The sequence below is a fragment of the Xanthobacter autotrophicus genome, assembly GCF_030015065.1.
GTDB lineage: Bacteria > Pseudomonadota > Alphaproteobacteria > Rhizobiales > Xanthobacteraceae > Xanthobacter > Xanthobacter autotrophicus_D.
In genome coordinates this window covers 1-20,349 of the sequence record NZ_JAIVFN010000001.1, presented here as the reverse complement: position 1 = coordinate 20,349, position 20,349 = coordinate 1, and the positions used below count along the sequence as shown (strand labels likewise).

Genomic DNA, 20,349 nt, shown 5'->3' with positions numbered 1-20,349 from the left:
CAGGGAACACCTCCTGCCCGCTCCGACTGCTCACGTCTTTCGCAGGGGAACGCCCTTCGTGGTGAAGCGCTGTGCCCCGCCCGTGCCGCGCACGGGTCGCCGCGTGCCGGCGGCCTTGCCGGTGCCGGGCGGCTGGTGGGCCGGCACGAGCTGGTCCGGGCGGGAGCCGATCAGATCGGCGCGGCCCATCTGCTTCAGCGCCTCGCGCAGCAGCGGCCAGTTGTCGGGATCGTGGTAGCGCAGGAACGCCTTGTGCAGCCGGCGCTGCCGCAGCCCGGTGACCGTCACCACCTTGTCGCTTCCCCCGTGCCGCACGCCACGCAGCGGATTGACGCCGGTGTGGTACATGGCCGTGGCCGTGGCCATGGGCGAGGGCAGGAACGTCTGCACCTGATCGGCGCGGTAGCGGTTCTTCTTGAGCCAGAGCGCGAGGTTCATCATGTCCTCGTCGGTCGTGCCCGGATGCGCCGCGATGAAATACGGAATGAGGTAGTATTTCTTGCCCGCCTGCTTCACTGCGGCGTCGAACATCTCCTTGAAGCGGTCATAGGTGCCGATGCCCGGCTTCATCATCTTGTCGAGCGGGCCGCGCTCGGTGTGCTCCGGCGCGATCTTCAGATAGCCGCCGACGTGATGGGTCACCAGCTCCTTGATATATTCCGGGCTCTTCACCGCGAGGTCGTAGCGCACGCCGGACGCGACCATCACCTTCTTGACGCCCTTTGTCTCGCGCACCTTGCGATAGAGCCGGATCAGATCGTCGTGGGAGGTGTTCAGGTTCGGGCAGATGTCGGGGAACACGCAGGACGGCAGACGGCAGGCGGCCTCGATCTTGGGGTCCTTGCAGGCCATGCGGTACATGTTGGCGGTGGGGCCGCCGATGTCCGAGATCACCCCCGTGAACCCCGGCGTCTTGTCCCGGATCAGCTCGATCTCGCGCAGGATCGAGGCCTCCGAGCGGTTCTGGATGATGCGGCCCTCGTGCTCCGTGATGGAGCAGAACGTGCAGCCGCCGAAGCAGCCGCGCATGATGGTCACCGAGAACTTGATCATGTCCCAGGCCGGGATCTTCGCATCGCCGTAGGAGGGATGCGGCGCGCGGGCGTAGGGCAGGTCGTAGACGGCGTCCATCTCGGCGGAGGTCAGCGGGATCGGCGGCGGGTTCAGCCACAGGTCGCGGTCGCCGTGGCGCTGCACGAGCGGGCGCGCATTGCCGGGATTGCTCTCCCGGTGCAGCACGCGCGAGGCGCGGGCATAGGCTTCCTTGTCCTGTTCGACCTGCTCATACGCCGGCAGCCGGATCACCACATCGCCGGGGCGGCGGGCCGCTCCCTCATCGGCGGAATCGAGATCGTCGGCGTGCAGTTCCGTGTAGTTTTCCGGCACGCGGCGGAACAGCGCGACGCCCCTGATGGACTCCAGATCGCGCGGCGCCTCGCCGGCGGCGAGGCGGTTCGCCACTTCGACCACGGCGCGCTCGGCGTTGCCGTAGATGAGCAGGTCCGCCTTGGCGTCCGCCAGGATCGAGCGGCGCACCTTGTCGGACCAGTAGTCGTAGTGGGCGATGCGGCGCAGCGATGCCTCGATGCCGCCGAGCACGATGGGCACGTCCTTGAACGCCTCGCGGCAGCGCTGGGTGTAGACGATGGTGCAGCGGTCCGGCCGGCGGCCGCCCTCCCCGGCGGGGGTGTAGGCGTCGTCGTGGCGCAGCCGGCGGTCCGCCGTGTAGCGGTTGACCATGGAGTCCATGTTGCCGCCGGTGACGCCGAAGAACAGCTTGGGCTTGCCCAGCGCCTTGAACGGCTCCGCCGACTGCCAGTCGGGCTGCGCGATGATGCCGACCCGGAAGCCCTGGGCTTCCAGCAGCCTGCCGATGATCGCCATACCGAAGCTCGGATGATCCACATAGGCGTCGCCCGTCACCAGTACGATGTCGCAGGCGTCCCAGCCGAGCGCCGTCATCTCGGCGCGGCTCATGGGCAGGAACGGCGCCGCCCTACCGGAAGGCGGCCGGTGGCCGGGCAGGGAAATCAAGGTTTTTTCGGCGCAGGCGTGGGTGTCCATGGCGTCCACGGATAAGACGCCACCGCAGCGAATTCAACTCACCGCTGACAGACCCCGGACCAACACCCCCGTCCATAGCGGGGCGGCGGCGGCGAGAAGGAAGCCGAGATTGCGCTCGGCCGGCGCGTCGAAGTCGCCGAGGGCGAAGTTTCAATCATGGGATCGAAGTCCCGGCTCGTCCAGACGCTGGTGTCGGGGGATGGCGTGAACGCAGTTCGGGACTTTTTCGGGACTTTTTGTCCCGAACAGCGCTTTTCAGCTCCGATGGTGCCGATTTGTTCGCTGCGCCGCCCGCACATCCGCCCTACCACAGCCCGTCATAACCCAGTGATTTTGCATCACTTTTGGCGGAAGGGGTGGGATTCGAACCCACGGTGGGCTTGCACCCACGGCGGTTTTCAAGACCGCTGCCTTAAACCGCTCGGCCACCCTTCCGCTGATGCATCAGGGGGCGTTGCCCCTGGTCCGAGCTGGCGCAGGACCTCCTCTAGCTCACCCGCCGGCACCCGTCGAGGCCCGCATGGGAGGCCGTGTCATTAACCATGGCCGCAAGCTTGCCCCATTTTTGCCGTGTTTAGTCACCCTTGTGGCGTCGAATGCGGTTGTCCGGCTCAAGGACGGCGCGCGCCTTGAAGACATCTCGGCCGGGTTTCGGCGCAAGCTGGAGACCTGGCACCGATGAAGAGGGGACCGTCGTTGCACTTCCTTCCGCGAACTCCCGCCCCTGCGTGCAAGGCGCTCCCCCCGGAGAGCGGGGCGAGAGGCGGAAGCGGTGCAGCAGCGCGAATGGCGGTCGCTCTCGCCGGATGCCTCGTCGTTGCGGGATGCGGATCGGTCGAAACCCTCGGAAGCAAGATTGATCCGCTCTACGGCGTCTCCGCCAGCCCGCGCGTCGTGGCGGAGGGCGATCCCGTGCCGCGGGGCGGCGGCGGATACAAGGTGGGCAAGCCCTATACGGTTGCAGGTCGCACCTACGTGCCGGCGGAAAATCCCGACTACACCGCCGAGGGCCTCGCCTCCTGGTATGGCAAGGATTTCCATGGCCGGAAGACCGCCAATGGCGAGATCTTCGACATGGGCTCCATCTCGGCAGCCCACAAGACGCTGCCCATGCCGTCTTACGTGCGCGTGACCAATCTCGCCAACAAGCGTTCCATCGTCGTTCGCGTGAACAATCGCGGACCCTATGTGGGCGGGCGGGTGATTGATGTCTCCTATCGCGCTGCCGAGCTGCTCGGCTTCGCCAAGTTCGGCGTCGCCCGCGTCCGGGTGGACTATCTGGGCCGCGCGCCGCTCGACGAGGACGACGACGTCAAGCTCGCCTCGACGCTGCGCCAGGATGGCACCCTCGCCGATCTGAAGACCACCTCGCCGGTCATGGTGGCCTCGGCCAAGCCGTTCGTGCCCGAGGTGCCCTCCATGCGCGCGGTTCCGGCTTCTACGCCGCCCAGCGCCGAGGCTCCCGTGCCGCCGGGGCGGCCCTATGATCTCGGCATTTCCGGCAGCGCCGGCACAGTGGCGGTGGCCAATGCCTCCGGCTGGTCTTCGGGTCCCGAGCCGGTGAGCGGGCTCGGCTTCGCCGGCGTGCCGGCCGACGCCGCGCGCTGACCGGCACATTTTTTCGCGACCCACGGTCCAGGGCTTTACCCGCCTCCCAACCCTGGAGGATGATCAAGGTGCGCCGGCAGCGGCGCGGGTGAGTCCCTGCGGGCATTTTCCGTTAGACAAACCTCGTACGCGGCGGTTGCGGGCGGTCCGGCTCAACGGGGCATCTTGCGCTTTCCCGACCGCGCAGGAATGATCTATCTCCATGGTTCGTCGCATTTTCTTCATGCGAACCAGGTTCCTTTTCGCCTGAAAATGCTCTGAGTGGATCACCATGCTGCGGAAGCTCTGCTTCGCCCTTCTTCTCGCAGGCCTCGCGGGGCTCGCCGGCGCAGAGACGACGCGTGCGGCGGACGGCTTCCAGACCTCGGCGCCCTCCGCCATGCTCGTCGACTACGAGACCGGGACGACCCTGTTCGAGAAGGAGGCGGATCGCCGCATCGCCCCCGGCGCCCTCGCCAAGGTGATGACCGCGGATGTCGTCTTCTCCCAGCTGAAGGCGGGCAAGATCGCCCTCGACACGCCGTTCGTCGTGAGCGTCAACGCCTGGCGCCGGGGCGGCGCCCCCTCGGGCCTCGCCGCCATGTTCGCCGAGGTGAACAAGCCTGCCCCCGTGGGCGAGCTCCTCGCCGGAATGCTGGTGGTTTCAGGCAATGACGCGGCCATCGCGCTGGCGGAGGGCGTCGGCGGCACCGAGGTCGAATTCTCGCAGATGATGACGGACCGGGCGAAGGCCATAGGCATGGCCAATTCCGAGTTCCGCAATGCCACCGGCTTCGCCGACCCGGGGCAGTATTCCACGGCGCGGGATCTGGCGGTGCTGGCCCAGCATATCATCCGCACTTATCCCGACTATTACCCGGTGTTTTCACGCCCGGGCATCGAATGGAGCCGCATCAAGCAGCGCAACCGCAACGTCCTGCTCGATGCGGGCATTGGCGCCGACGGGCTGCAGGTGGGCTGGCTCAAGGATGTCGGCTATCACGCCCTCGGCTCGGCGGTGCAGAACGGCCAGCGGCTCGTCGTGGTGGTGCTGGCAGCGAGGAGCGAGAAGGAACGGCTGGATGAAACCCGCAAGCTCGTCGAATGGGGCTTCCAGGCGTTCCGCCAGCGCGTGATCTTCGCCGCCGACCAGGATGTGGGGCGTGCCCAGGTGTTCGGCGGGGCGTCCGGCAGCGTGGGGCTGGTGGCGGGACGGCCGGTCTCGGTCCTCACCCCCCGTGCGGGCAACGAGCGCATCACCGCCCGCGCGGTCTATAACGGGCCGCTGCGGGCTCCGGTCACGAAGGGCACGCAGGTGGGCCGGCTCGAGGTGACGCGCGGCCAGGTGAAAGTGCTCGAGGTGCCGCTCTACACGCAGGAGGACGTGCCGGTGGGCTCCCTGGTGGATCGCGCCCTCGACGGCGGGCTGACGCTGATGGGCGACAGCGTGCGCGATCTCGCCAGGCGCGCGCTGGCCAAGCTGCACAAATGACCAACGGACGCTTCATCACGCTGGAAGGCGGGGAGGGGACGGGCAAGTCCACCCAGGCCCGCCGTCTCGCCGCCCGTCTGCGCGCCCTCGGCCATGACGTGGTGGAGACCCGCGAGCCCGGCGGATCGCCAGGGGCGGAGGCGGTGCGCCATGTGCTGCTCTCCGGCGCGGCCGAGCCGCTGGGGCCGGTCGCCGAGGCGCTGTTGTTCGCCGCGGCGCGGGCCGACCATGTGGACACCTTGATCCGCCCGGCACTGGCGGCGGGCAAAATCGTGATCTGCGACCGCTTCATCGATTCCACCCGCGTCTATCAGGGCGCCGTGGGCCAGGTGGAATCGTCCCTCCTCGACGCATTGGAGGAGATGGCCGCCGGCGACACGCGGCCGGATCTGACCCTCATCCTCGACGTGCCGCCGGAAACCGGCCTCGCGCGGGCCGCCGGGCGCGGCATGGGCGATCCAGACCGGTTCGAGAAGGAAGGCGTCGCCTACCACGCAAGCGTCCGCGAGGCTTTTCTCGCGCGTGCGGCGGGAGCGCCGGGGCGTTGCGTGGTGGTGGACGCGACGCCCGATGCAGATGTGGTGGCGGCGGCCATTGCCGGCATCGTCGCCTCGCGCCTCGGGCTCGCAGTGCAGGCCGCCGCGTCGTGATGGCGACGCTCCGTGCGCAAGGCATCCGGGGCGGGGCGCCATGAGCGAGGTCGTCGCGGGCGACGCGCTGCCGGGCGCGCCGCATCCCAGGGAACAGACGCGCCTGTTCGGCCATGGGCTGCTGGAAGCCGACCTCATCGCGGATTTCCGCGCCGGGCGGCTGCCCCACGCTTTGCTCATCGGCGGGCCGGAGGGGATCGGCAAGGCGACCCTCGCTTACCGTCTCGCCCGCATGGTGCTGTCCGGCGGCCCCGTGCCGGGCGCCCACGACCTCGATCTTCCGGCCGCCCATCCCGTGTTCCGGCAGGTGGCTTCCCTCAGCCATCCGGATCTCCTGGTGCTGCGCCGGGTGCCCGAGGCCGGGGAGGAGAAGATCCCCACCGTCATCCCGGCCGAGATGGTGCGGCGGGTGCGCAGCTTCTTCGGCGCCACGGCGGCGGCGGGGGGCTGGCGGGTGTGCATCGTGGATGCGGTGGACGACCTCAACGCGTTCGGCGCCAACGCGCTTTTGAAGACGCTGGAGGAGCCGCCGCCCAAAGCGCTGTTCCTGCTCATCTCCCATGCGCCGGGCCGGGCGCTGCCCACCATCCGCTCGCGCACGCGCCTGCTGGGGCTGCGCCCCCTCGGCGAGGGTGACGTGCTGGCCGCCCTCGACCATCTGAAGGGCGAGACGGACGACCTCGACGCAGCCACCCTGCCGGCGGCCGCCGAGGCCAGCGGGGGCAGCGTGCGCCGGGCCATCGTGCTGGCGCGGGGGGAGGGGATGGAGGTGCGCTCCGCCACCCTGCGGGCGCTGGCGCAGCTTCCCCGCCCCCGGCCCGAGGACCTTCACGCGCTGGGGGCCCGCCTCCAGGGCGACCGCGCCGACGGGCTCGACCTCTTCATCGAGGCCGTGAGCGACTATGTGGCCGAGCGCGCCACGCGGGGCGACGAGCCCCGCCATCGCCTTGTCCGCCTCGGCGAGGTATGGGAGAAGGTGCGGCGCAGCGCGATGGAGGCGGATGTCTTCAATCTCGATCGCAAGGCGCTGGTGTTCCGTATCTTCGCCGACCTCGCCGAAGCCGTGCGCTGAGAAGCCGCCGCGACGCGCGGGGCCGGAGCCCTTTTCCGAGCCAGCCTGTTCCGAGCGTCCGATGTCCGCGAAGCCCTCCTTCTACATCACCACCGCCATCGCCTATCCCAACGGCGTGCCGCACATGGGCCACGCCTACGAGGCGATCGCGACCGACTGCATCGCGCGCTTCAAGCGGCTCGACGGCTATGACGTGCGCTTCCTGACCGGCACCGACGAGCACGGCATCAAGATGCTCCAGACCGCCCAGAAGGCCGGCCTCACCCCGCGCGAGCTTCTGGCGCGCAACGTGCCGCGCTTCGAGGCCATGGTGGAGGCGTTCAATCTCTCCATAGACGATTTCATCCGCACCACCCAGGAGCGGCACCACGCATCCAGCCAGGCCATCTGGGAGAAGATGGCCGCCAACGGCGACATCTACAAATCCACCTATGCCGGCTGGTATTCGGTGCGCGACGAGGCCTATTACGCCGAGGACGAGACCCAGCTGAACGAGCAGGGCGTCCGCCTCGGCCCCCAGGGCACGCCGGTGGAGTGGGTGGAGGAGGAGAGCTACTTCTTCCGCCTCTCCGCCTATCAGGACCGGCTGCTTGCCTATTATGCGGAAAACCCCGGCTTCATCATGCCGGAGGCGCGGCGCAACGAGGTGGTGAGCTTCGTGTCCGGTGGATTGCAGGACCTCTCCATCTCCCGCACCACCTTCGACTGGGGCATTCCCGTGCCCGGCGACGACAAGCACATCATGTATGTGTGGGTGGACGCGCTGACCAACTACATCACGGCGCTGGGCTATCCGGACACGGACGCGGAGCTGTTCAAGCGGTTCTGGCCGGCGAACGTGCATGTGATCGGCAAGGACATCATCCGCTTCCACGCGGTCTACTGGCCGGCCTTCCTGTGGTCGGCGGGGCTGGAGGCACCCAGGCGCGTGTTCGGCCACGGCTTCCTGTTCAACCGCGGGGAGAAGATGTCGAAGTCGGTGGGCAACGTGATCGACCCGTTCGATCTCGCCGCCACCTATGGCGTGGATGCCATCCGCTACTTCTTCCTGCGCGAGGTGTCGTTCGGCCAGGACGGCTCCTACAGCCACGAGGCCATCGTGGCGCGCATGAACGCGGACCTCGCCAACGACCTCGGCAACCTCGCCCAGCGCTCCTTGTCCATGATCGCCAAGAACCTCGACGGCGTGGTGCCGCAGCCCGGCCCGCTCTCGCCGGAGGACGAGGCCATCCTCGCTTTGGCCGACGGCATGCTGGAGAAGAGCCGCGAGGCCATGGAAGGGCAGGCGATCCACCACTATCTCGCCGCGGTATGGGCCGTCGTGGCGGAGGCCAACCGCTACTTCGCTGCCCAGGCCCCCTGGGCGCTGCGCAAGACCGACCCAGCCCGCATGGCGACCGTGCTCTGGGTGACCGCCGAGGTTATCCGCGAGGTGGGCATTCTGGTGCAGCCGGTGATGCCGCAGAGCGCGGCGAAGCTGCTCGACCTCGTGGCCGTGCCGCCGGACGAGCGCGGCTTCGACCGGCTCGGCGCCGTTCACCGGCTTCCCGCCGGCCGCGCCCTGCCGGCGCCGGCGGGTGTCTTCCCCCGCTATGTGGAGCCGGAAACGGCGGCGTGAACGCAAAACGCCGCGACGGGATGGATGCCACGCCCCAAAATGCCCTATACGGGTTGACAGGATGACCCGCAGGGTTCGCCCTCGCCCTTGCACCACACAGGCTTAGGCGGGAGCTGGTGTTAATCTCGATCCGGGCATTTTCAATACAAGCGCGCCAGAGGCGCGCGGCAGCGGGAGGCAGCGGGAGCCGTGCGGATGACGGGCGGAAAAGGGATAACGGCAGTCGCCGTCGCGCTGCTTCTCGCTGGCTGTTCCGCCGAGCGGTATGACCGCGCGCCACAGGCGTCCATGGACCCCATTCCCCCGCTGATGCCCGCCGAGCAGGCACCGCTGCCGGAAGGCCCTGCCGTCCCCCGCATCGAGGTGAAGCTGCCCAACGCCGATTCGACGCTGGTGCGGGCCCGTATCGCCACCTCCCGACGGGCCCGGCAATATAATATTACCGTCGATCAGCCGTCCCAGCTTGTCGCCGAAAAGCGCCTGACGCCGGACGAGGCCCTGAAGCGCACCAATGGCCAGAGCCAGGATGCGGCATTCCGGCTCGACTATATCTTCAACACCTCCGGCGGCACGGTCACCGTCTCGCTGGAAGCCTCCATCGTCACCAATCCCGGGCGCCCGGGCGAGCAGGTGCGCGCCATCACCATGCCGGCAAGCGATGCCGACGCGCTCAAGCAGGAGATCGCGGCGTCCGGCTGAGAGGGGCGCCGCCCCTTGCATCGCCGCCGCCGCTGCGTGTAGAAGCGCCCTCGGTCGGCAGTTCACCGAGGCGTCGCTGCCCCGCAAGGGGAGCTAAACCTGCCATCGTCCCTCGGCAGACACTTATCCCGTGCCGTGTCGTAAGCCAGCGACCAACGACTGAAAACCTCGGCACCTGAGGGATAGGTCATGTCCAGAACCCAACTGCCCTTCGCCACCCGGGACGTCTCCGCGCTGGCGCGCGCGCTCGGTCGCGAGCTTGCGGCCTGCGAGACGACGCCGGGCCACGTCCAGCTGCTGAACATGCTGGCGCGCTCGGCCGGCTATCGCAATTTCCAGCATCTGCGTGCCAACCACGCCGCCGAGGCCCGCCTCGCCAGCCAGCCCGCTCCGCCCGAGCCGGTGGACCTGAAGCGCGTGGAGCACGCAGTCAAGCATTTCGACGGCGCCGGCAGGCTCGCGCGCTGGCCCGCCAAGGACAGCCGTCGCAATTTGTGCCTGTGGGTGCTGTGGTCCCGCATTCCGGCGGGCGAGACCTTCAACGAGGCGCAGGTGAACGAACTGCTGCGGGCGTGGCACCTGTTCGATGACCCGGCATTGTTGCGCCGGTGCCTGGTCGACACAGGCCGCCTCTGGCGCACCGCGGACGGACGATGCTATCGGCGGATTGAGCAGCGCCCGCCGGAAGAAGCGCTCGTCCTCATCCGCCATCTGGGCCGGCAGGCCCACTGAAAGGGCGTCTCAGCGCGACCGCTCGGTTCCCGAAAGGCGCTCGACGAGGATGACGGTGGCAAGCGCCGCCACCGTCTTCACCGCCGCGCCGGGAAGGAAGGGCAGGAAGCCTTTCTCCAGCGCCGCCATCGGCCCCATCTTGGTGGCGAGCCAGCCGGCGCCGAGCACCATCAGCAGCAGGTGGCCGAGCGCCAGCGCTGCGAACAAGGGCAACGGCTTGAGCCGCGCCCAGGTCTCCTGAAGCCAGCCCACCAGCAGCGCCGTCAGAAGAAAGCCGACGATGAAGCCCCCTGACGTTCCGGTCAGCATCCCAAGCCCGCTGCGCCCGCCGGAAAACACCGGCAGGCCCATGAGTCCGGCAAACAGGTAGATGGCGACGGTCAGCCCGCCGAACCGCCAGCCCATGAGCGCAGCCAGCGTGATCAGCACGTAGCTTTGCAGCGTGATGGGAACGGGCTGGATGGGAATGGAGACCTGCGCGCTCCAGGCCAGCAGCGCGACCCCAGCGACCAGGGCGGCGACAGCCCAGGCGGCGGAAAAATCGGCGAGGCGGGCGAGGGCGGGGCGGAAGGGAGCGACAGGCAATGCCATGACCAGGATCCGTTGCAGCAATGCGTGCACAAAGGCGGAAGCGGAGCGCTCCGTCAACGCGCGCCCGGCGACGGCGCACCGCCACCTCGACGCGGCGGGGGGATGCGCTTATGTGAGGCCGACCTTTCGAATGTGAATGCCATGCTCGTCGACAGCCATTGCCATCTCGACTTTCCCGACTTCGCCGCCGAGCTGCCGGATGTGGTGGCCCGCGCCGGCGCGGCCGGGGTGTCCCATCTCGTCACCATCTCCACCCGGGTGCGGCGGTTTCCGCAGATCCTCGCCATCGCCGAGCGGTTCGAGCAGGTCTCCTGCTCGGTGGGCACCCATCCGCACCAGGCGGCCGAGGAGCTGGACGTGACCCTGGGCGAGATCGTGGCCCTCTCCCGCCACCCGAAGGTGGTGGCCATCGGCGAGGCGGGGCTCGACTATCACTACGACACCAGCCCCCGCGAGGCCCAGGAGCAGGGCTTCCGCACCCATATCGCGGCGGCGCGGGAGACCGGCCTGCCCCTCGTCATCCACGCCCGCGAGGCGGATGAGGACGTGGCCGCCATCCTCGAGGAGGAGAGCGCCAAGGGCGCCTTCCCCTTCCTGCTGCACTGCTTCACGGCGGGGCCGGATCTGGCGCGCCGCGCGCTGGCGCTGGGCGGCTACGTGTCGTTTTCCGGCGTGGTGACCTTCAAGAAGAGCGAGGACCTGCGCGCCATCGCAGCCAGCGTGCCGGCCGACCGCATCCTGGTGGAGACCGATTCGCCCTTCCTCGCGCCGACGCCCTATCGCGGCAAGCGCAACGAGCCCTCCTTCGTGCGGGAGACCGCCCAGGTGCTCGCGCAGGCGCGGGGCGAGGCGTTCGAGGATTTTGCGCAGGCCACCACGCGGAATTTCTTCACTCTGTTCTCCAAGGCCAAAAGCCAGCCCTGAACGCGAGAGGACGCGCCCGGTGAACCACGACCGCTACGACGACGCCCATATCCGCGCCATCCTGTCCCAGGTGCGGACCATCGCCATCGTGGGCGCCAGCGCCAATGCGGCCCGGCCCTCCTATCTCGTCATGAAATACCTGTCCGAGCGCGGCTATCGCGTGTTCCCGGTCAATCCGGGACAGGCGGGCAAGACCGTGGCGGGCCTCACCTTCGTCGCCACGCTCGCGGATGTGCCCGAGCCGATCGACATGGTGGACGTGTTCCGCGCGCCGGAGCATGTGCCGGCGGTGGTGGACGAGGTTCTCAAGCTCGCCCCCCTCCCCAAGGTGCTGTGGACCCAGCTCGGCGTGCGCAACGACGAGGCCGCCGCCAGGGCCGAGGCGGCGGGGCTTCAGGTGGTGATGAACCGCTGCCCCAAGATCGAATATGGCCGCCTCTCCGGCGAGATCGGCTGGACCGGTGTGAATTCCCGCACCATCTCCTCCCGCAAGCCGCTGCGGCTGGGGCAGGGGGTGCAGCGGCTTTCCATCGCACCGCGCGGACCTAATAATACATAAACTGTCGATTTAATATAAAAACTCACGCCGGGTCCTCATGGGTCGGCGTCATGCCACTGGGAGACAGCGCTTATGACCGACGAGACCAGCGCGCCGCAGCGCGAGCCGGGTTTTTCCACCCTCGCCATCCATGCCGGGGCGCAGCCGGACCCGACCACCGGCGCGCGGGCGACCCCCATCTACCAGACCACGTCCTTCGTGTTCGACGATGTGGACCACGCCGCGGCCCTGTTCGGCCTCCAGACCTTCGGCAACATCTATTCGCGCATCACCAACCCCACCAATGCGGTGCTGGAAGAGCGCGTGGCGGCGCTGGAAGGCGGCACGGCGGCGCTGGCGGTGGCCTCGGGCCATGCGGCGCAGCACCTGGTGTTCCATACCCTGCTGACGCCGGGGGATGAGTTCATCGCCTCCCGCAAGCTCTATGGCGGCTCCATCAACCAGTTCAGCCATGCCTTCAAGAGCTTCGGCTGGAATGTGGTGTGGGCCGATCCCGACGACATCTCCTCCTTCGAGAAGGCGGTGACGCCGAAGACCAAGGCCATCTTCACCGAGAGCATCGCCAATCCCGGCGGCGTGGTCACCGACATCGCCGCCATCTCGGCGGTGGCGAAGAAGGCGGGCGTGCCGCTCATCGTCGACAATACGCTGGCGACGCCCTATCTGTGGCAGCCCATCAGGCACGGCGCCGACATCGTCGTGCATTCGGCCACCAAGTTCCTGGGCGGCCACGGCAATTCCATTGGCGGCGTGATCGTGGACGCGGGCACCTTCGACTGGTCCGCCACTGATCGCTATCCGTTCCTGTCCAAGCCGCGGCCGGAATATTCCGGCATGGTGCTGCACGAGACCTTCGGCAATTTCGCCTTTGCCATCGCAGCCCGGGTGCTGGGCCTGCGCGATCTCGGTCCGGCGCTGTCGCCCTTCAACGCCTTCCTCATCCTCACCGGCATCGAGACGCTGGGGCTGCGCATGCAGCGGCACAGCGAGAATGCGCTGAAGGTGGCCGAATATCTCGCCGCCCATCCCAAGGTGGACTGGGTGAGCTATCCCGGCCTTGCGAGCGACCGTTACCATGCCCTGGCGAAGCAGTATTTGCCCAAGGGCGCTGGCGCCGTCTTCACCTTCGGCCTGAAGGGCGGCTACGAGGCGGGCGTGAAGCTGGTGTCGAACGTGGAGCTGTTCTCCCATCTCGCCAATATCGGCGACACACGCTCCCTCATCATCCACCCGGCCTCCACCACCCATCGCCAGCTGGCCGACGACGCCAAGGTTGCGGCGGGCGCCGGGCCGGAAGTGGTGCGCCTCTCGGTGGGCATCGAGGATGTCGCCGACATCATCGGCGACCTCGAGCAGGCGCTGGCGAAGGTCTGAGGCGCGGCCTCAGCCGGAGCCCTCGGGACCATAGACCTCGCGCGTGAGCTCCAGCCACGCGCGCGCGGCGTGGGAGAGGTAGCTGCCCTGCCGCCAGACGATGGCCATCTGCCATTCGGTGCCCGGCTCGTCGAGCCGGGTGAGGGCGACGGAGGGTGTCGCCCTCTGCTCGGCGATGGTGCGGGGCAGGAAGGCTATGCCGAGGCCCGCCCCCGCCAGTTCCACGATGAAGTCGATCTGCCCGCTGCGCGCCGCCACCTGCGGGGCGAAGCCGTTGCGGGCGCAGGCGTCCTCAAGCACCTGGTTGAGGGCGAAGCCGCCCTCGAACAGGATGAAGGGCGATGACGCCAGCGCCGCGATGCCGGTGCTTTCGTCCCCCGCCAGGGGGTGAGCCTTGGGCAGCACCGCCATCAGAGGCTCGCGCCGCACCGGTTGCGCGTCGAAGACATCGCGCACCGGGATGAGCGAGCCGGCGAGTTCCACCTCGCCCTCCAGCAGCATTTCCTCCAGCCGCTTCGAGCCGTGTTCGGTGAGGCGGATGTCGATGCCCGGATAACGCGCCCGGAAGATGGCGAACAGCGGCGCGAACAGGGTGCTGGCGCCCAGCGGCGGCAGGCCGAGGCGCAGGCTGCCGCGCCTGAGGCCGCGCAGGTCGTCCAGCTCGGCGATGAGGCCCTCACGCTCCGCCAGCAGGGTCAGGGCGCGACGATAGACGATCTCGCCCGCCGCGGTGAGCTGGCTTCGGTGGCCGATGCGGTCGAGCAGGGGCACGCCCAGTTCGTCCTCCAGCTGCTTCACCGCCTTCGAGACGGTGGGCTGCGTTGAAAACAGCGCCTTGGCCGCATGGGAGAAACCGCCCTGCCGCACCACCTCCACGAAAACCTTGAGCGTGCGAAGTTCCATATCATGCGATTATGGAATGATATTAATTCAGTCAATTCATTTTCATCATGCTGCGACGCATACTATATTGCCGGCAATGGCACTTCAGGTGCCGAACGGTGTCTGCCCCAATGTCTTCACATTCCTTGTCCCATCAACATATATTGCGCAACATACTGCGCAGCATGCGGGCGATATTGCATCGCAGCATGATCCTTCAGATCGCGGTTCTCGCCGGCTTCTGGGCTGTTGGGGAAGCGACGGTGCGGCTCACCCATCTGCCTCTGCCCGGCGGCATTGTCGGCATGGTGGTGGTGCTGGCGCTGCTCGCCACCGGCCATATCCGGCCGGCCGTGGTGCGGCGCGGGGCGGGGTGGCTGCTGGCTGAAATGTTGCTCTTCTTCGTTCCGGCGGTGATGGCCATCCTCGACCATGGCGAGCTGATGGGCCTCGTGGGTCTCAAGATCGCCGCGGTGATTCTCGCCGGCACCGTCATGGTCATGGGCGGCACCGCGCTGGCGGTGGACCTGTGCTATCGCTGGCGCATGCGCACCGTGGCTCCGGAGGCGGGCCATGTTGCGTGACCCCCTGTTCGCCACCCTGTTCTGGTCGGCGGTGACCATCGGCTGCTATGCGGCGGCACGGCTTGTCGCCCGACGCTGGCGCTTCTGGTGGACCTCGCCGCTGCTTCTCACCCCGGTGGCAGTGGGCATCATCGCCCTCAGCCTTCACACGGGTTATGCGGACTATATCCGCGGCACCCACTGGCTGGTGCTGATGATGGGGCCGGCGACGGTGGCCTTCGCCATCCCCATCTACGAGCAGCGCGCGCTCATCCGCCGACACTGGCCGGTGCTGCTGGTGGGCGTGCTGGTGGGATCGACGCTGGCCATGTCCACGGCCTTCCTGCTGGCGGACCTGCTGGGCCTGTCGCACACGCTCCAGCTCAGCCTGATGCCGCGCTCCACCTCCACGCCCTTCGCCATGACCGTCTCCGGGGATATCGGCGGCGTGCCCGACCTCACGGCCGTGTTCGTAATCGTCACCGGCATCTGCGGCGCGGCGATCGGCGAGGTGGTGATGAAGCTGATGCCGCTGCGCTCGTCACTTGCGCGCGGCGCCCTGTTCGGCATGGGCGCCCATGGCGCCGGCGTCGCCCGCGCCCACCAGATCGGCGGGGAGGAAGGCTCCATAGCCGGCTTGGTGATGGTACTGGCCGGCCTGTTCAACGTGCTGATGGCGCCCATCGTCGCCGCCCTGATGACCTAGAGAGCGATCCGATCAGATTGAACCAATTTGCTCGGTGAACCGCCCTCTAAACATAAGGAAAGAACACACGCACCCAGCTGAATCAAACTGGGCAAATCCGGCTCCAAGCTACTGCTGGTAAAGGCATTCAGCCCTTCACCAGCTTCAGCGTCGGCGCCGCCGCACCGGACGGGGCGGCGAGCCCGCCCAGATGAAGGGTCGCCACCACCAGCACGAGGGTGGCGCCGAACTGATGGGCCAAGGCCAGGTCGATGGGCACCTGATGGATCAGGGTGAGGATGCCCAGCATTGCCTGGGCGGTCACGAGGGCGAACAGCACAAAGGCACGCTTCGCCACCGCACCACCGATCCGGCGGGCGTCGAGGGCGTGCAGCAAGGCCAGCGTCCACAAGGCATAGGCCACCATGCGGTGGCTGAACTGCACCGTCAGCGCATTCTCGAACAGATTGCGCCACAACGGCTCCGCCGCCGCCAGCTGGGCTGCGGGCGGTATGAAGTGGCCGTCCATGAGCGGCCACGTATTGTACGCCATGCCGGCATCGAGCCCGGCCACCAGCCCGCCGGCGAAAATCTGCACCAGCACCAGCACCAGCAGCGCCCACGCGGTGGCCCGCACGCGGCCGCTCACCGCCCGGCGCGGCTCCGGTGACAAGGAGCGGGCGACCGCCACGATGGCGGACAGGATGATGCAGGCCAATGTCAGGTGAATGGCGAGACGGTATTGACTTACCGATACCCGGGCCGTGAGCCCCGACGCCACCATCCACCAGCCGACCGCGCCCTGAAGCCCGCCCAGGACGAACAGGACGAGGCACTTCCCCAGCAGGCGCCCGCGTAGAACGCCGCGCCACGCGAACCACAGGAATGGCAGCAGGAAGGCAAAGCCGATGAGGCGGCCGAGCAGGCGGTGGCCCCATTCCCACCAGTAGATCTGCTTGAAGGCCTCGAGCCCCATGCCCTTGTTGAGGATCTCGTACTGGGGAATGGCCTTGTACTTGTCGAATTCCGCCTGCCAGTCCGCCTGCGACAGCGGGGGCAGGGCGCCGGTGACCGGCTTCCATTCGGTAATGGACAGGCCCGATTCGGTGAGGCGGGTCGCGCCGCCCACCACCACCATGGCGACGATCAGCGCGGCGACGGCATAAAGCCACAGGCGCACGCTGGCGAGACCAGGGCGGTGTCGGTCTGGGGTCAAAGTGATGGCCTCGGCGTGCGGCATGTGTCCCTCAGCTTCCGTGCGCTGTCCGGGGGCGGAGGCTGCCTCGTGGGCCGATCCGTCCGCCGGCTCCGGAACTGGCGCAAGCCTCAATGATCGCATTTGCCCGCCGCGCGCCATGGGCGCTGACGGAACGTGCACTGGCCCCTCGACTTCGATCCGTTATAGAGGGCGGATAGGGCGCGCAAGGGCGCGGGTGCCGCATGCCCATCGGTTCGCCGGACCATGTGATGGCAAGAGGAGGACAGCAGGACCATGCCCCAACGCATCCGAAAGCTCATCGGCACGGTGCTGCTGCTCCTCCTCGTGGTGTTCTGGGCTCTTTCGGCAATGGCGCTGGCGCAGGGCCGCGTGACCGAGCTCGGCTGGTTCTGGCAGATGATCTGCTACATCCTGCTCGGAGTGCTCTGGATCATTCCCGGCGGGCTGCTGATCCGGTGGATGGAACAGCCGGACCGCAAGGCGTAAAGGCCGAAAGAAAAATAAATTTCAATGTATTATATGGCTTTTCTCACGCAGGAGATGAGCCGGCCGAAGGCGCGCCCGGGGCATTTTCCGCACGGCAAATCCCTATGCTTCAATGCATAAATTAGCCGGCTTATTTATTTAATTCGTCGGCTAATAATTAGCTCGGCTTTCAAGCTGCGCCGGCGTAACGCATGGACGTCTCGCGGTGCAGCGAGCGGCTTGCAACCACGTCGATGGTGGGCAGGGGCCTCCCCTCGTCTTCGGCGCCTTCATTCTCGGCCGGCGGCAGGGCGAGGCAGAGCATCACCACGCGGGCGAACCGCTGCTCCGCCAGCGCATCGAAGCTTTCCACGGCCGCAGTCGAGGGCGCGGTGTCGGCACTGAGGCACACCACCAGCGGGTCGAGAGCTGAAAGCCGTTCCCCACCATTGGCGCCGGACAGGCTGGGGGCGGCGACCACCACATAATCGTAGGTGCGCTTCAACGATTCGAGCACGAGCGCCAGACGCTCCGCCCCGATTACGGCCGGCCCGCCACGCGCATCGCGGCCGGGCGGGATCACATGGGCACGCGAATGGGCATCGCGATGGATGGTTTCGCCGAAGCCGGCGACCCCGAACAGAAGCTCGCTCATGCCCGGCGACCACGGGTCCGCAACGAGGGTCGCGAGGTTCTCGGACGCGCCGTCGAGCGCCACCAATGCAACCCGCGCCTCGTCCGACAGCCGCCGGGCCAGGGCGACGGCGCAGGCGGCCGAGGCCTCCGGCAGATCATCGGAAGTCAGGATGACAAGAGAGGAGGTGCCGGACCGCGCCATCTGGGCGGCAAGGCGGGCTACCGCCGGCTCGATCTCAAGCCCGCCGTCCGGACCGCCGAGCCAGGCGATGCGATGGCTGCCCTTCAGCTCAAGCGGCAGGTCGGTGCCGGTGAGCGGCCCTTCGACTTCGGGCTCCGCGGCGGCGTTGCGCTGGGCAAGCAGCAGGGTCACGGCCGCCGCCAGGAGCAGGGCCAGCGCGAGCGGGCGCGGGGGATCGGGCAGGAAGGCGACGTGCGCGCTCTCCCCGTGCCGCAGGGTCGGAAGTGTGGCGGGCTCGTCGGCCGCGGCGCGCGTCTCCGCGTCCAGGGCGAGAAAGGCGGCCACGTAGGCATCCGCCGCACGCAGGGCGAGGGATGGTGTCGGGGCCGAGAGGGTCAGGCGAAGGCCCCGCCCGCCATTGATGGTGGTGACGTTGAGATCATCCAGGAGCCGCCAGGCGGCGCGCACGGGCTCCGGGCGCTCCTCGGCATCGGCGCGGGCACCGGGAAGGCGAATCCCGAAGCCGCCCGCCAGCCGCGCCCGGTCATCGCTCCCGAGCCGGTCGACAGCCTTGTAGGCGAGTTCGCGCGAGGCGAGCACCTGCGCCACGCCGCGCGCCGCCATGGCCGGCGGCTGGGCGCCCACATCGAAGGCAATGGTGGTGGTGGCGGTAAAGCGGAGCGGGAAGAAACTGGCAACGACGGCCAGGAGAAGGGCCAGCCACGCCACCTGCCAGAGGCTGGGACGCCAAGCGCGCGCCGACCACCCCCCTGCGGCGGGTGCCTGAGCCATATCCGTGTGCGCCACATCCGTGTGCGCCATTGGGCCGCTCTCCCCGGAGCCGGACCCGTCGAGGCTCAGATAAGCCGCCCACGGGCCGTCCCGAAACTTCGAGGAAGGGACCATTTCCCCGGCCGCACGCGTGGAACACGCCGGTCGGAACGGGCCCTCGCAGGCGGCACGAGTCGCGCCAGCCTGTGTCGAGTTGAGCGGATTATGGTTGATGGTTGGTAAACAGGGGCCGCAACACCTCCGTCAGGGCAGGGCTGTCACCGGTCCTCCCAGGAGGGTGCGCGCTTTGCGAGTACCGCGGACATGCCTTCGTCGGCGTCGCGGGCCAGCATGTTTTCGGCCATGACGCGGGAGGCATAGGCATAGGCGTCGTCGAGGCCCATCTCCATCTGGGTGTAGAAGGCAGCCTTGCCCAGTTTCACCGGCACCTGGGACTTTTCGGCGATGCGCCGGGCGAGGGCCTGCGCCGCGGACAGCGCCTCGCCGGCCGGCGCCACCCGGTTGACGAGGCCCATGCGGTGGGCCTCCTGCGCCTCCACCCATTCGCCCAGCAGCAGCATCTCCATGGCGTGCTTGCGCACCAGGTTGCGCGAAAGCGCCACCATGGGGGTGTGGCAGAACAGGCCGATATTCACGCCCGGCGTGCAGAAGCGCGCCTTCTCGCCGGCCACGGCAAGGTCGCAGCTCGCCACCAGCTGGCAGCCGGCGGCGGTGGCCATGCCTTCCACGGCCGCGATCACCGGCTGGGGCAGGCGGACGATGGCGGTCATCAGCGTGGCGCAGCGCTTCAGCACGTCCTCGAAATAGGCCCGACCCCGGTCGGCATCGCCACGATGGCTCTGGATCTCCTTCAGGTCGTGGCCGGCGGAATAGACCGGGCCTTCCGCCGCCAGCACCACGGCGCGCACCGAGGTGTCAGCCGCAACAGCCGCGAGCGCGGAGGTGAGCGCGGCCATCATCGCCTCGGAGAGGCTGTTGCGCTGCTCCGGCCGCGCCAGCGTGAGCGTCGCAACGCCGTCATCGCAGCTCAGCGTCACGATCGGGGACGCCGCGCTGGCGACGGGGTGGGCCGATGGCACAGCCGACATGGGTTTCCGCCCTCTTATGTTTGACCTTCAGGGTACTATCCTATTCACAAGAAGCGGCCGGCGCGAGCCGGGGCCAAAGCGCATTCAAGGGCAGGGGACGAGCGGCATGGACGCGGCGCGCGGTGCGGTGATGTCGGTGAAGGAGCTGGAAGCCTTCCTCACGCGGGAGTTTCCCCAGGCCTTCGGGCCGGGCAAGCCGCACCATGTGGAGAGCGTCGGCCGCAACGTCGCCACGGTCCGCCTCGATGCGGACGAGAGCCACCTGCGCCCCGGCGGCACGGTCTCCGGCCCCGCCATGATGGCGTTGGCGGACGTGGCCATCTACGTGGCCCTGCTGGGACAGATCGGGCCGGTGGGGCTTGCCGTGACCACCAGCCTGTCCATCAACTTCCTGCGCAAGCCCGCTCCGGGGCCCATGTTCGCCGATGCGAAGCTGATCAAGCTCGGCAAGCGCCTCGCCGTGGGGGAGGTGGGGC

At 68.2% G+C, this 20,349-nt stretch carries 20 protein-coding genes and 1 tRNA gene; 14 read left to right on the top strand and 7 right to left on the bottom strand.

From position 1 onward, the window contains the following. Positions 1–30 precede the first annotated feature (30 nt). Positions 31–2,064 carry a YgiQ family radical SAM protein gene (locus tag K9U40_RS00105; RefSeq protein ID WP_282888399.1) on the bottom strand — a complete coding sequence of 678 codons (2,034 nt, stop codon included), beginning with the start codon at positions 2,062–2,064 and terminating at the stop codon, positions 31–33. 345 nt (positions 2,065–2,409) lie between these two features. Beyond that, positions 2,410–2,499: transfer RNA gene (locus K9U40_RS00100), tRNA-Ser, on the bottom strand. Positions 2,500–2,850: 351 nt separating this feature from the next. Between K9U40_RS00100 and K9U40_RS00095 the strand changes: the two genes are divergently transcribed. The 7 genes from K9U40_RS00095 (at position 2,851) to K9U40_RS00065 (ending at position 9,914) form a co-directional block, all read left to right on the top strand. Next, positions 2,851–3,672, top strand: a complete 822-nt coding sequence (locus K9U40_RS00095) for a septal ring lytic transglycosylase RlpA family protein (RefSeq protein ID WP_282888282.1) — start codon at positions 2,851–2,853, stop codon at positions 3,670–3,672. Between the two features lie 271 nt (positions 3,673–3,943). Next, positions 3,944–5,143, top strand: coding sequence for a D-alanyl-D-alanine carboxypeptidase family protein (locus tag K9U40_RS00090; RefSeq protein WP_282888281.1), 1,200 nt, complete (start codon positions 3,944–3,946; stop codon positions 5,141–5,143). Beyond that, the gene (gene tmk, locus K9U40_RS00085; protein ID WP_282888280.1) at positions 5,140–5,793 is read left to right on the top strand and encodes a dTMP kinase; all 654 of its coding nucleotides are present in this window, start codon (positions 5,140–5,142) and stop codon (positions 5,791–5,793) included. Before K9U40_RS00090 ends, tmk begins: the two co-directional genes overlap by 4 nt. Positions 5,794–5,833: 40 nt before the next feature. Continuing rightward, on the top strand, positions 5,834–6,865 hold the full coding sequence (locus tag K9U40_RS00080) for a DNA polymerase III subunit delta' (RefSeq protein ID WP_282888279.1): 1,032 nt from the start codon (positions 5,834–5,836) through the stop codon (positions 6,863–6,865). A 61-nt stretch (positions 6,866–6,926) separates the two neighbouring features. After that, a complete protein-coding gene (gene metG / locus K9U40_RS00075; RefSeq protein ID WP_349239400.1) occupies positions 6,927–8,483 on the top strand; it encodes a methionine--tRNA ligase in 1,557 nt (518 codons plus the stop codon). Positions 8,484–8,771: 288 nt separating this feature from the next. Beyond that, the gene (locus K9U40_RS00070; RefSeq protein ID WP_282888277.1) at positions 8,772–9,182 is read left to right on the top strand and encodes a hypothetical protein; all 411 of its coding nucleotides are present in this window, start codon (positions 8,772–8,774) and stop codon (positions 9,180–9,182) included. Positions 9,183–9,371: 189 nt separating this feature from the next. Beyond that, on the top strand, positions 9,372–9,914 hold the full coding sequence (locus K9U40_RS00065; protein WP_282888276.1) for a DUF2087 domain-containing protein: 543 nt from the start codon (positions 9,372–9,374) through the stop codon (positions 9,912–9,914). 9 nt (positions 9,915–9,923) lie between these two features. Here the strand turns inward: K9U40_RS00065 and K9U40_RS00060 are convergent, their stop codons facing one another. Beyond that, the gene (locus K9U40_RS00060; protein WP_282888275.1) at positions 9,924–10,505 is read right to left on the bottom strand and encodes a biotin transporter BioY; all 582 of its coding nucleotides are present in this window, start codon (positions 10,503–10,505) and stop codon (positions 9,924–9,926) included. A gap of 141 nt (positions 10,506–10,646) precedes the next feature. Between K9U40_RS00060 and K9U40_RS00055 the strand changes: the two genes are divergently transcribed. The 3 genes from K9U40_RS00055 (at position 10,647) to K9U40_RS00045 (ending at position 13,362) form a co-directional block, all read left to right on the top strand. Next, positions 10,647–11,429, top strand: a complete 783-nt coding sequence (locus K9U40_RS00055) for a TatD family hydrolase (protein WP_282888274.1) — start codon at positions 10,647–10,649, stop codon at positions 11,427–11,429. A 19-nt stretch (positions 11,430–11,448) separates the two neighbouring features. Further along, on the top strand, positions 11,449–11,988 hold the full coding sequence (locus tag K9U40_RS00050; protein ID WP_282888273.1) for a CoA-binding protein: 540 nt from the start codon (positions 11,449–11,451) through the stop codon (positions 11,986–11,988). A gap of 72 nt (positions 11,989–12,060) precedes the next feature. Beyond that, a complete protein-coding gene (locus K9U40_RS00045; RefSeq protein WP_282888272.1) occupies positions 12,061–13,362 on the top strand; it encodes an O-acetylhomoserine aminocarboxypropyltransferase in 1,302 nt (433 codons plus the stop codon). Positions 13,363–13,371: 9 nt separating this feature from the next. Here the strand turns inward: K9U40_RS00045 and K9U40_RS00040 are convergent, their stop codons facing one another. Beyond that, positions 13,372–14,265: a LysR family transcriptional regulator gene (locus K9U40_RS00040; protein WP_282888271.1), complete on the bottom strand. Its 894-nt coding sequence runs from the start codon at positions 14,263–14,265 to the stop codon at positions 13,372–13,374. 98 nt (positions 14,266–14,363) lie between these two features. On the opposite strand from K9U40_RS00040, the gene K9U40_RS00035 reads away from it, so the two are divergent. Continuing rightward, entirely contained in the window at positions 14,364–14,828 is a 465-nt protein-coding gene (locus K9U40_RS00035; RefSeq protein ID WP_414114763.1) for a CidA/LrgA family protein, read from the top strand. Next, on the top strand, positions 14,818–15,513 hold the full coding sequence (locus K9U40_RS00030; protein ID WP_282888269.1) for an LrgB family protein: 696 nt from the start codon (positions 14,818–14,820) through the stop codon (positions 15,511–15,513). The genes K9U40_RS00035 and K9U40_RS00030 overlap by 11 nt, the downstream gene beginning before the upstream one ends. Before the next feature lie 127 nt (positions 15,514–15,640). Here the strand turns inward: K9U40_RS00030 and K9U40_RS00025 are convergent, their stop codons facing one another. Next, the gene (locus K9U40_RS00025; RefSeq protein WP_282888268.1) at positions 15,641–16,732 is read right to left on the bottom strand and encodes a COX15/CtaA family protein; all 1,092 of its coding nucleotides are present in this window, start codon (positions 16,730–16,732) and stop codon (positions 15,641–15,643) included. Between the two features lie 252 nt (positions 16,733–16,984). Between K9U40_RS00025 and K9U40_RS00020 the strand changes: the two genes are divergently transcribed. Further along, positions 16,985–17,197: a DUF2842 domain-containing protein gene (locus tag K9U40_RS00020; protein ID WP_282888267.1), complete on the top strand. Its 213-nt coding sequence runs from the start codon at positions 16,985–16,987 to the stop codon at positions 17,195–17,197. Between the two features lie 169 nt (positions 17,198–17,366). On the opposite strand, the gene K9U40_RS00015 is transcribed toward K9U40_RS00020, so the two are convergent. After that, positions 17,367–18,785: a hypothetical protein gene (locus tag K9U40_RS00015; protein WP_282888266.1), complete on the bottom strand. Its 1,419-nt coding sequence runs from the start codon at positions 18,783–18,785 to the stop codon at positions 17,367–17,369. Between the two features lie 257 nt (positions 18,786–19,042). Continuing rightward, the gene (locus K9U40_RS00010; RefSeq protein WP_282888265.1) at positions 19,043–19,873 is read right to left on the bottom strand and encodes an enoyl-CoA hydratase; all 831 of its coding nucleotides are present in this window, start codon (positions 19,871–19,873) and stop codon (positions 19,043–19,045) included. 106 nt (positions 19,874–19,979) lie between these two features. On the opposite strand from K9U40_RS00010, the gene K9U40_RS00005 reads away from it, so the two are divergent. Then, positions 19,980–20,349, top strand: a 370-nt coding sequence (locus tag K9U40_RS00005) for a PaaI family thioesterase (RefSeq protein ID WP_282888264.1), incomplete at its 3' end; no start/stop codon positions are given.

Bases quoted from the DNA above. Each gene is read 5' to 3' on its own strand.
- K9U40_RS00040 (WP_282888271.1), bottom strand. From the start codon at position 14,265: ATGGAACTTCGCACGCTCAAGGTTTTCGTGGAGGTGGTGCGGCAGGGC.
- K9U40_RS00055 (WP_282888274.1), top strand. From the start codon at position 10,647: ATGCTCGTCGACAGCCATTGCCATCTCGACTTTCCCGACTTCGCCGCC.
- K9U40_RS00030 (WP_282888269.1), top strand. From the start codon at position 14,818: ATGTTGCGTGACCCCCTGTTCGCCACCCTGTTCTGGTCGGCGGTGACC.
- K9U40_RS00105 (WP_282888399.1), bottom strand. From the start codon at position 2,064: ATGGACACCCACGCCTGCGCCGAAAAAACCTTGATTTCCCTGCCCGGC.
- K9U40_RS00010 (WP_282888265.1), bottom strand. From the start codon at position 19,873: ATGTCGGCTGTGCCATCGGCCCACCCCGTCGCCAGCGCGGCGTCCCCG.
- K9U40_RS00095 (WP_282888282.1), top strand. From the start codon at position 2,851: ATGGCGGTCGCTCTCGCCGGATGCCTCGTCGTTGCGGGATGCGGATCG.
- K9U40_RS00020 (WP_282888267.1), top strand. From the start codon at position 16,985: ATGCCCCAACGCATCCGAAAGCTCATCGGCACGGTGCTGCTGCTCCTC.
- K9U40_RS00080 (WP_282888279.1), top strand. From the start codon at position 5,834: ATGAGCGAGGTCGTCGCGGGCGACGCGCTGCCGGGCGCGCCGCATCCC.
- tmk (WP_282888280.1), top strand. From the start codon at position 5,140: ATGACCAACGGACGCTTCATCACGCTGGAAGGCGGGGAGGGGACGGGC.
- K9U40_RS00045 (WP_282888272.1), top strand. From the start codon at position 12,061: ATGACCGACGAGACCAGCGCGCCGCAGCGCGAGCCGGGTTTTTCCACC.
- K9U40_RS00060 (WP_282888275.1), bottom strand. From the start codon at position 10,505: ATGGCATTGCCTGTCGCTCCCTTCCGCCCCGCCCTCGCCCGCCTCGCC.
- K9U40_RS00065 (WP_282888276.1), top strand. From the start codon at position 9,372: ATGTCCAGAACCCAACTGCCCTTCGCCACCCGGGACGTCTCCGCGCTG.
- K9U40_RS00025 (WP_282888268.1), bottom strand. From the start codon at position 16,732: ATGCCGCACGCCGAGGCCATCACTTTGACCCCAGACCGACACCGCCCT.
- K9U40_RS00015 (WP_282888266.1), bottom strand. From the start codon at position 18,785: ATGGCTCAGGCACCCGCCGCAGGGGGGTGGTCGGCGCGCGCTTGGCGT.
- K9U40_RS00090 (WP_282888281.1), top strand. From the start codon at position 3,944: ATGCTGCGGAAGCTCTGCTTCGCCCTTCTTCTCGCAGGCCTCGCGGGG.
- metG (WP_349239400.1), top strand. From the start codon at position 6,927: ATGTCCGCGAAGCCCTCCTTCTACATCACCACCGCCATCGCCTATCCC.
- K9U40_RS00070 (WP_282888277.1), top strand. From the start codon at position 8,772: ATGGACCCCATTCCCCCGCTGATGCCCGCCGAGCAGGCACCGCTGCCG.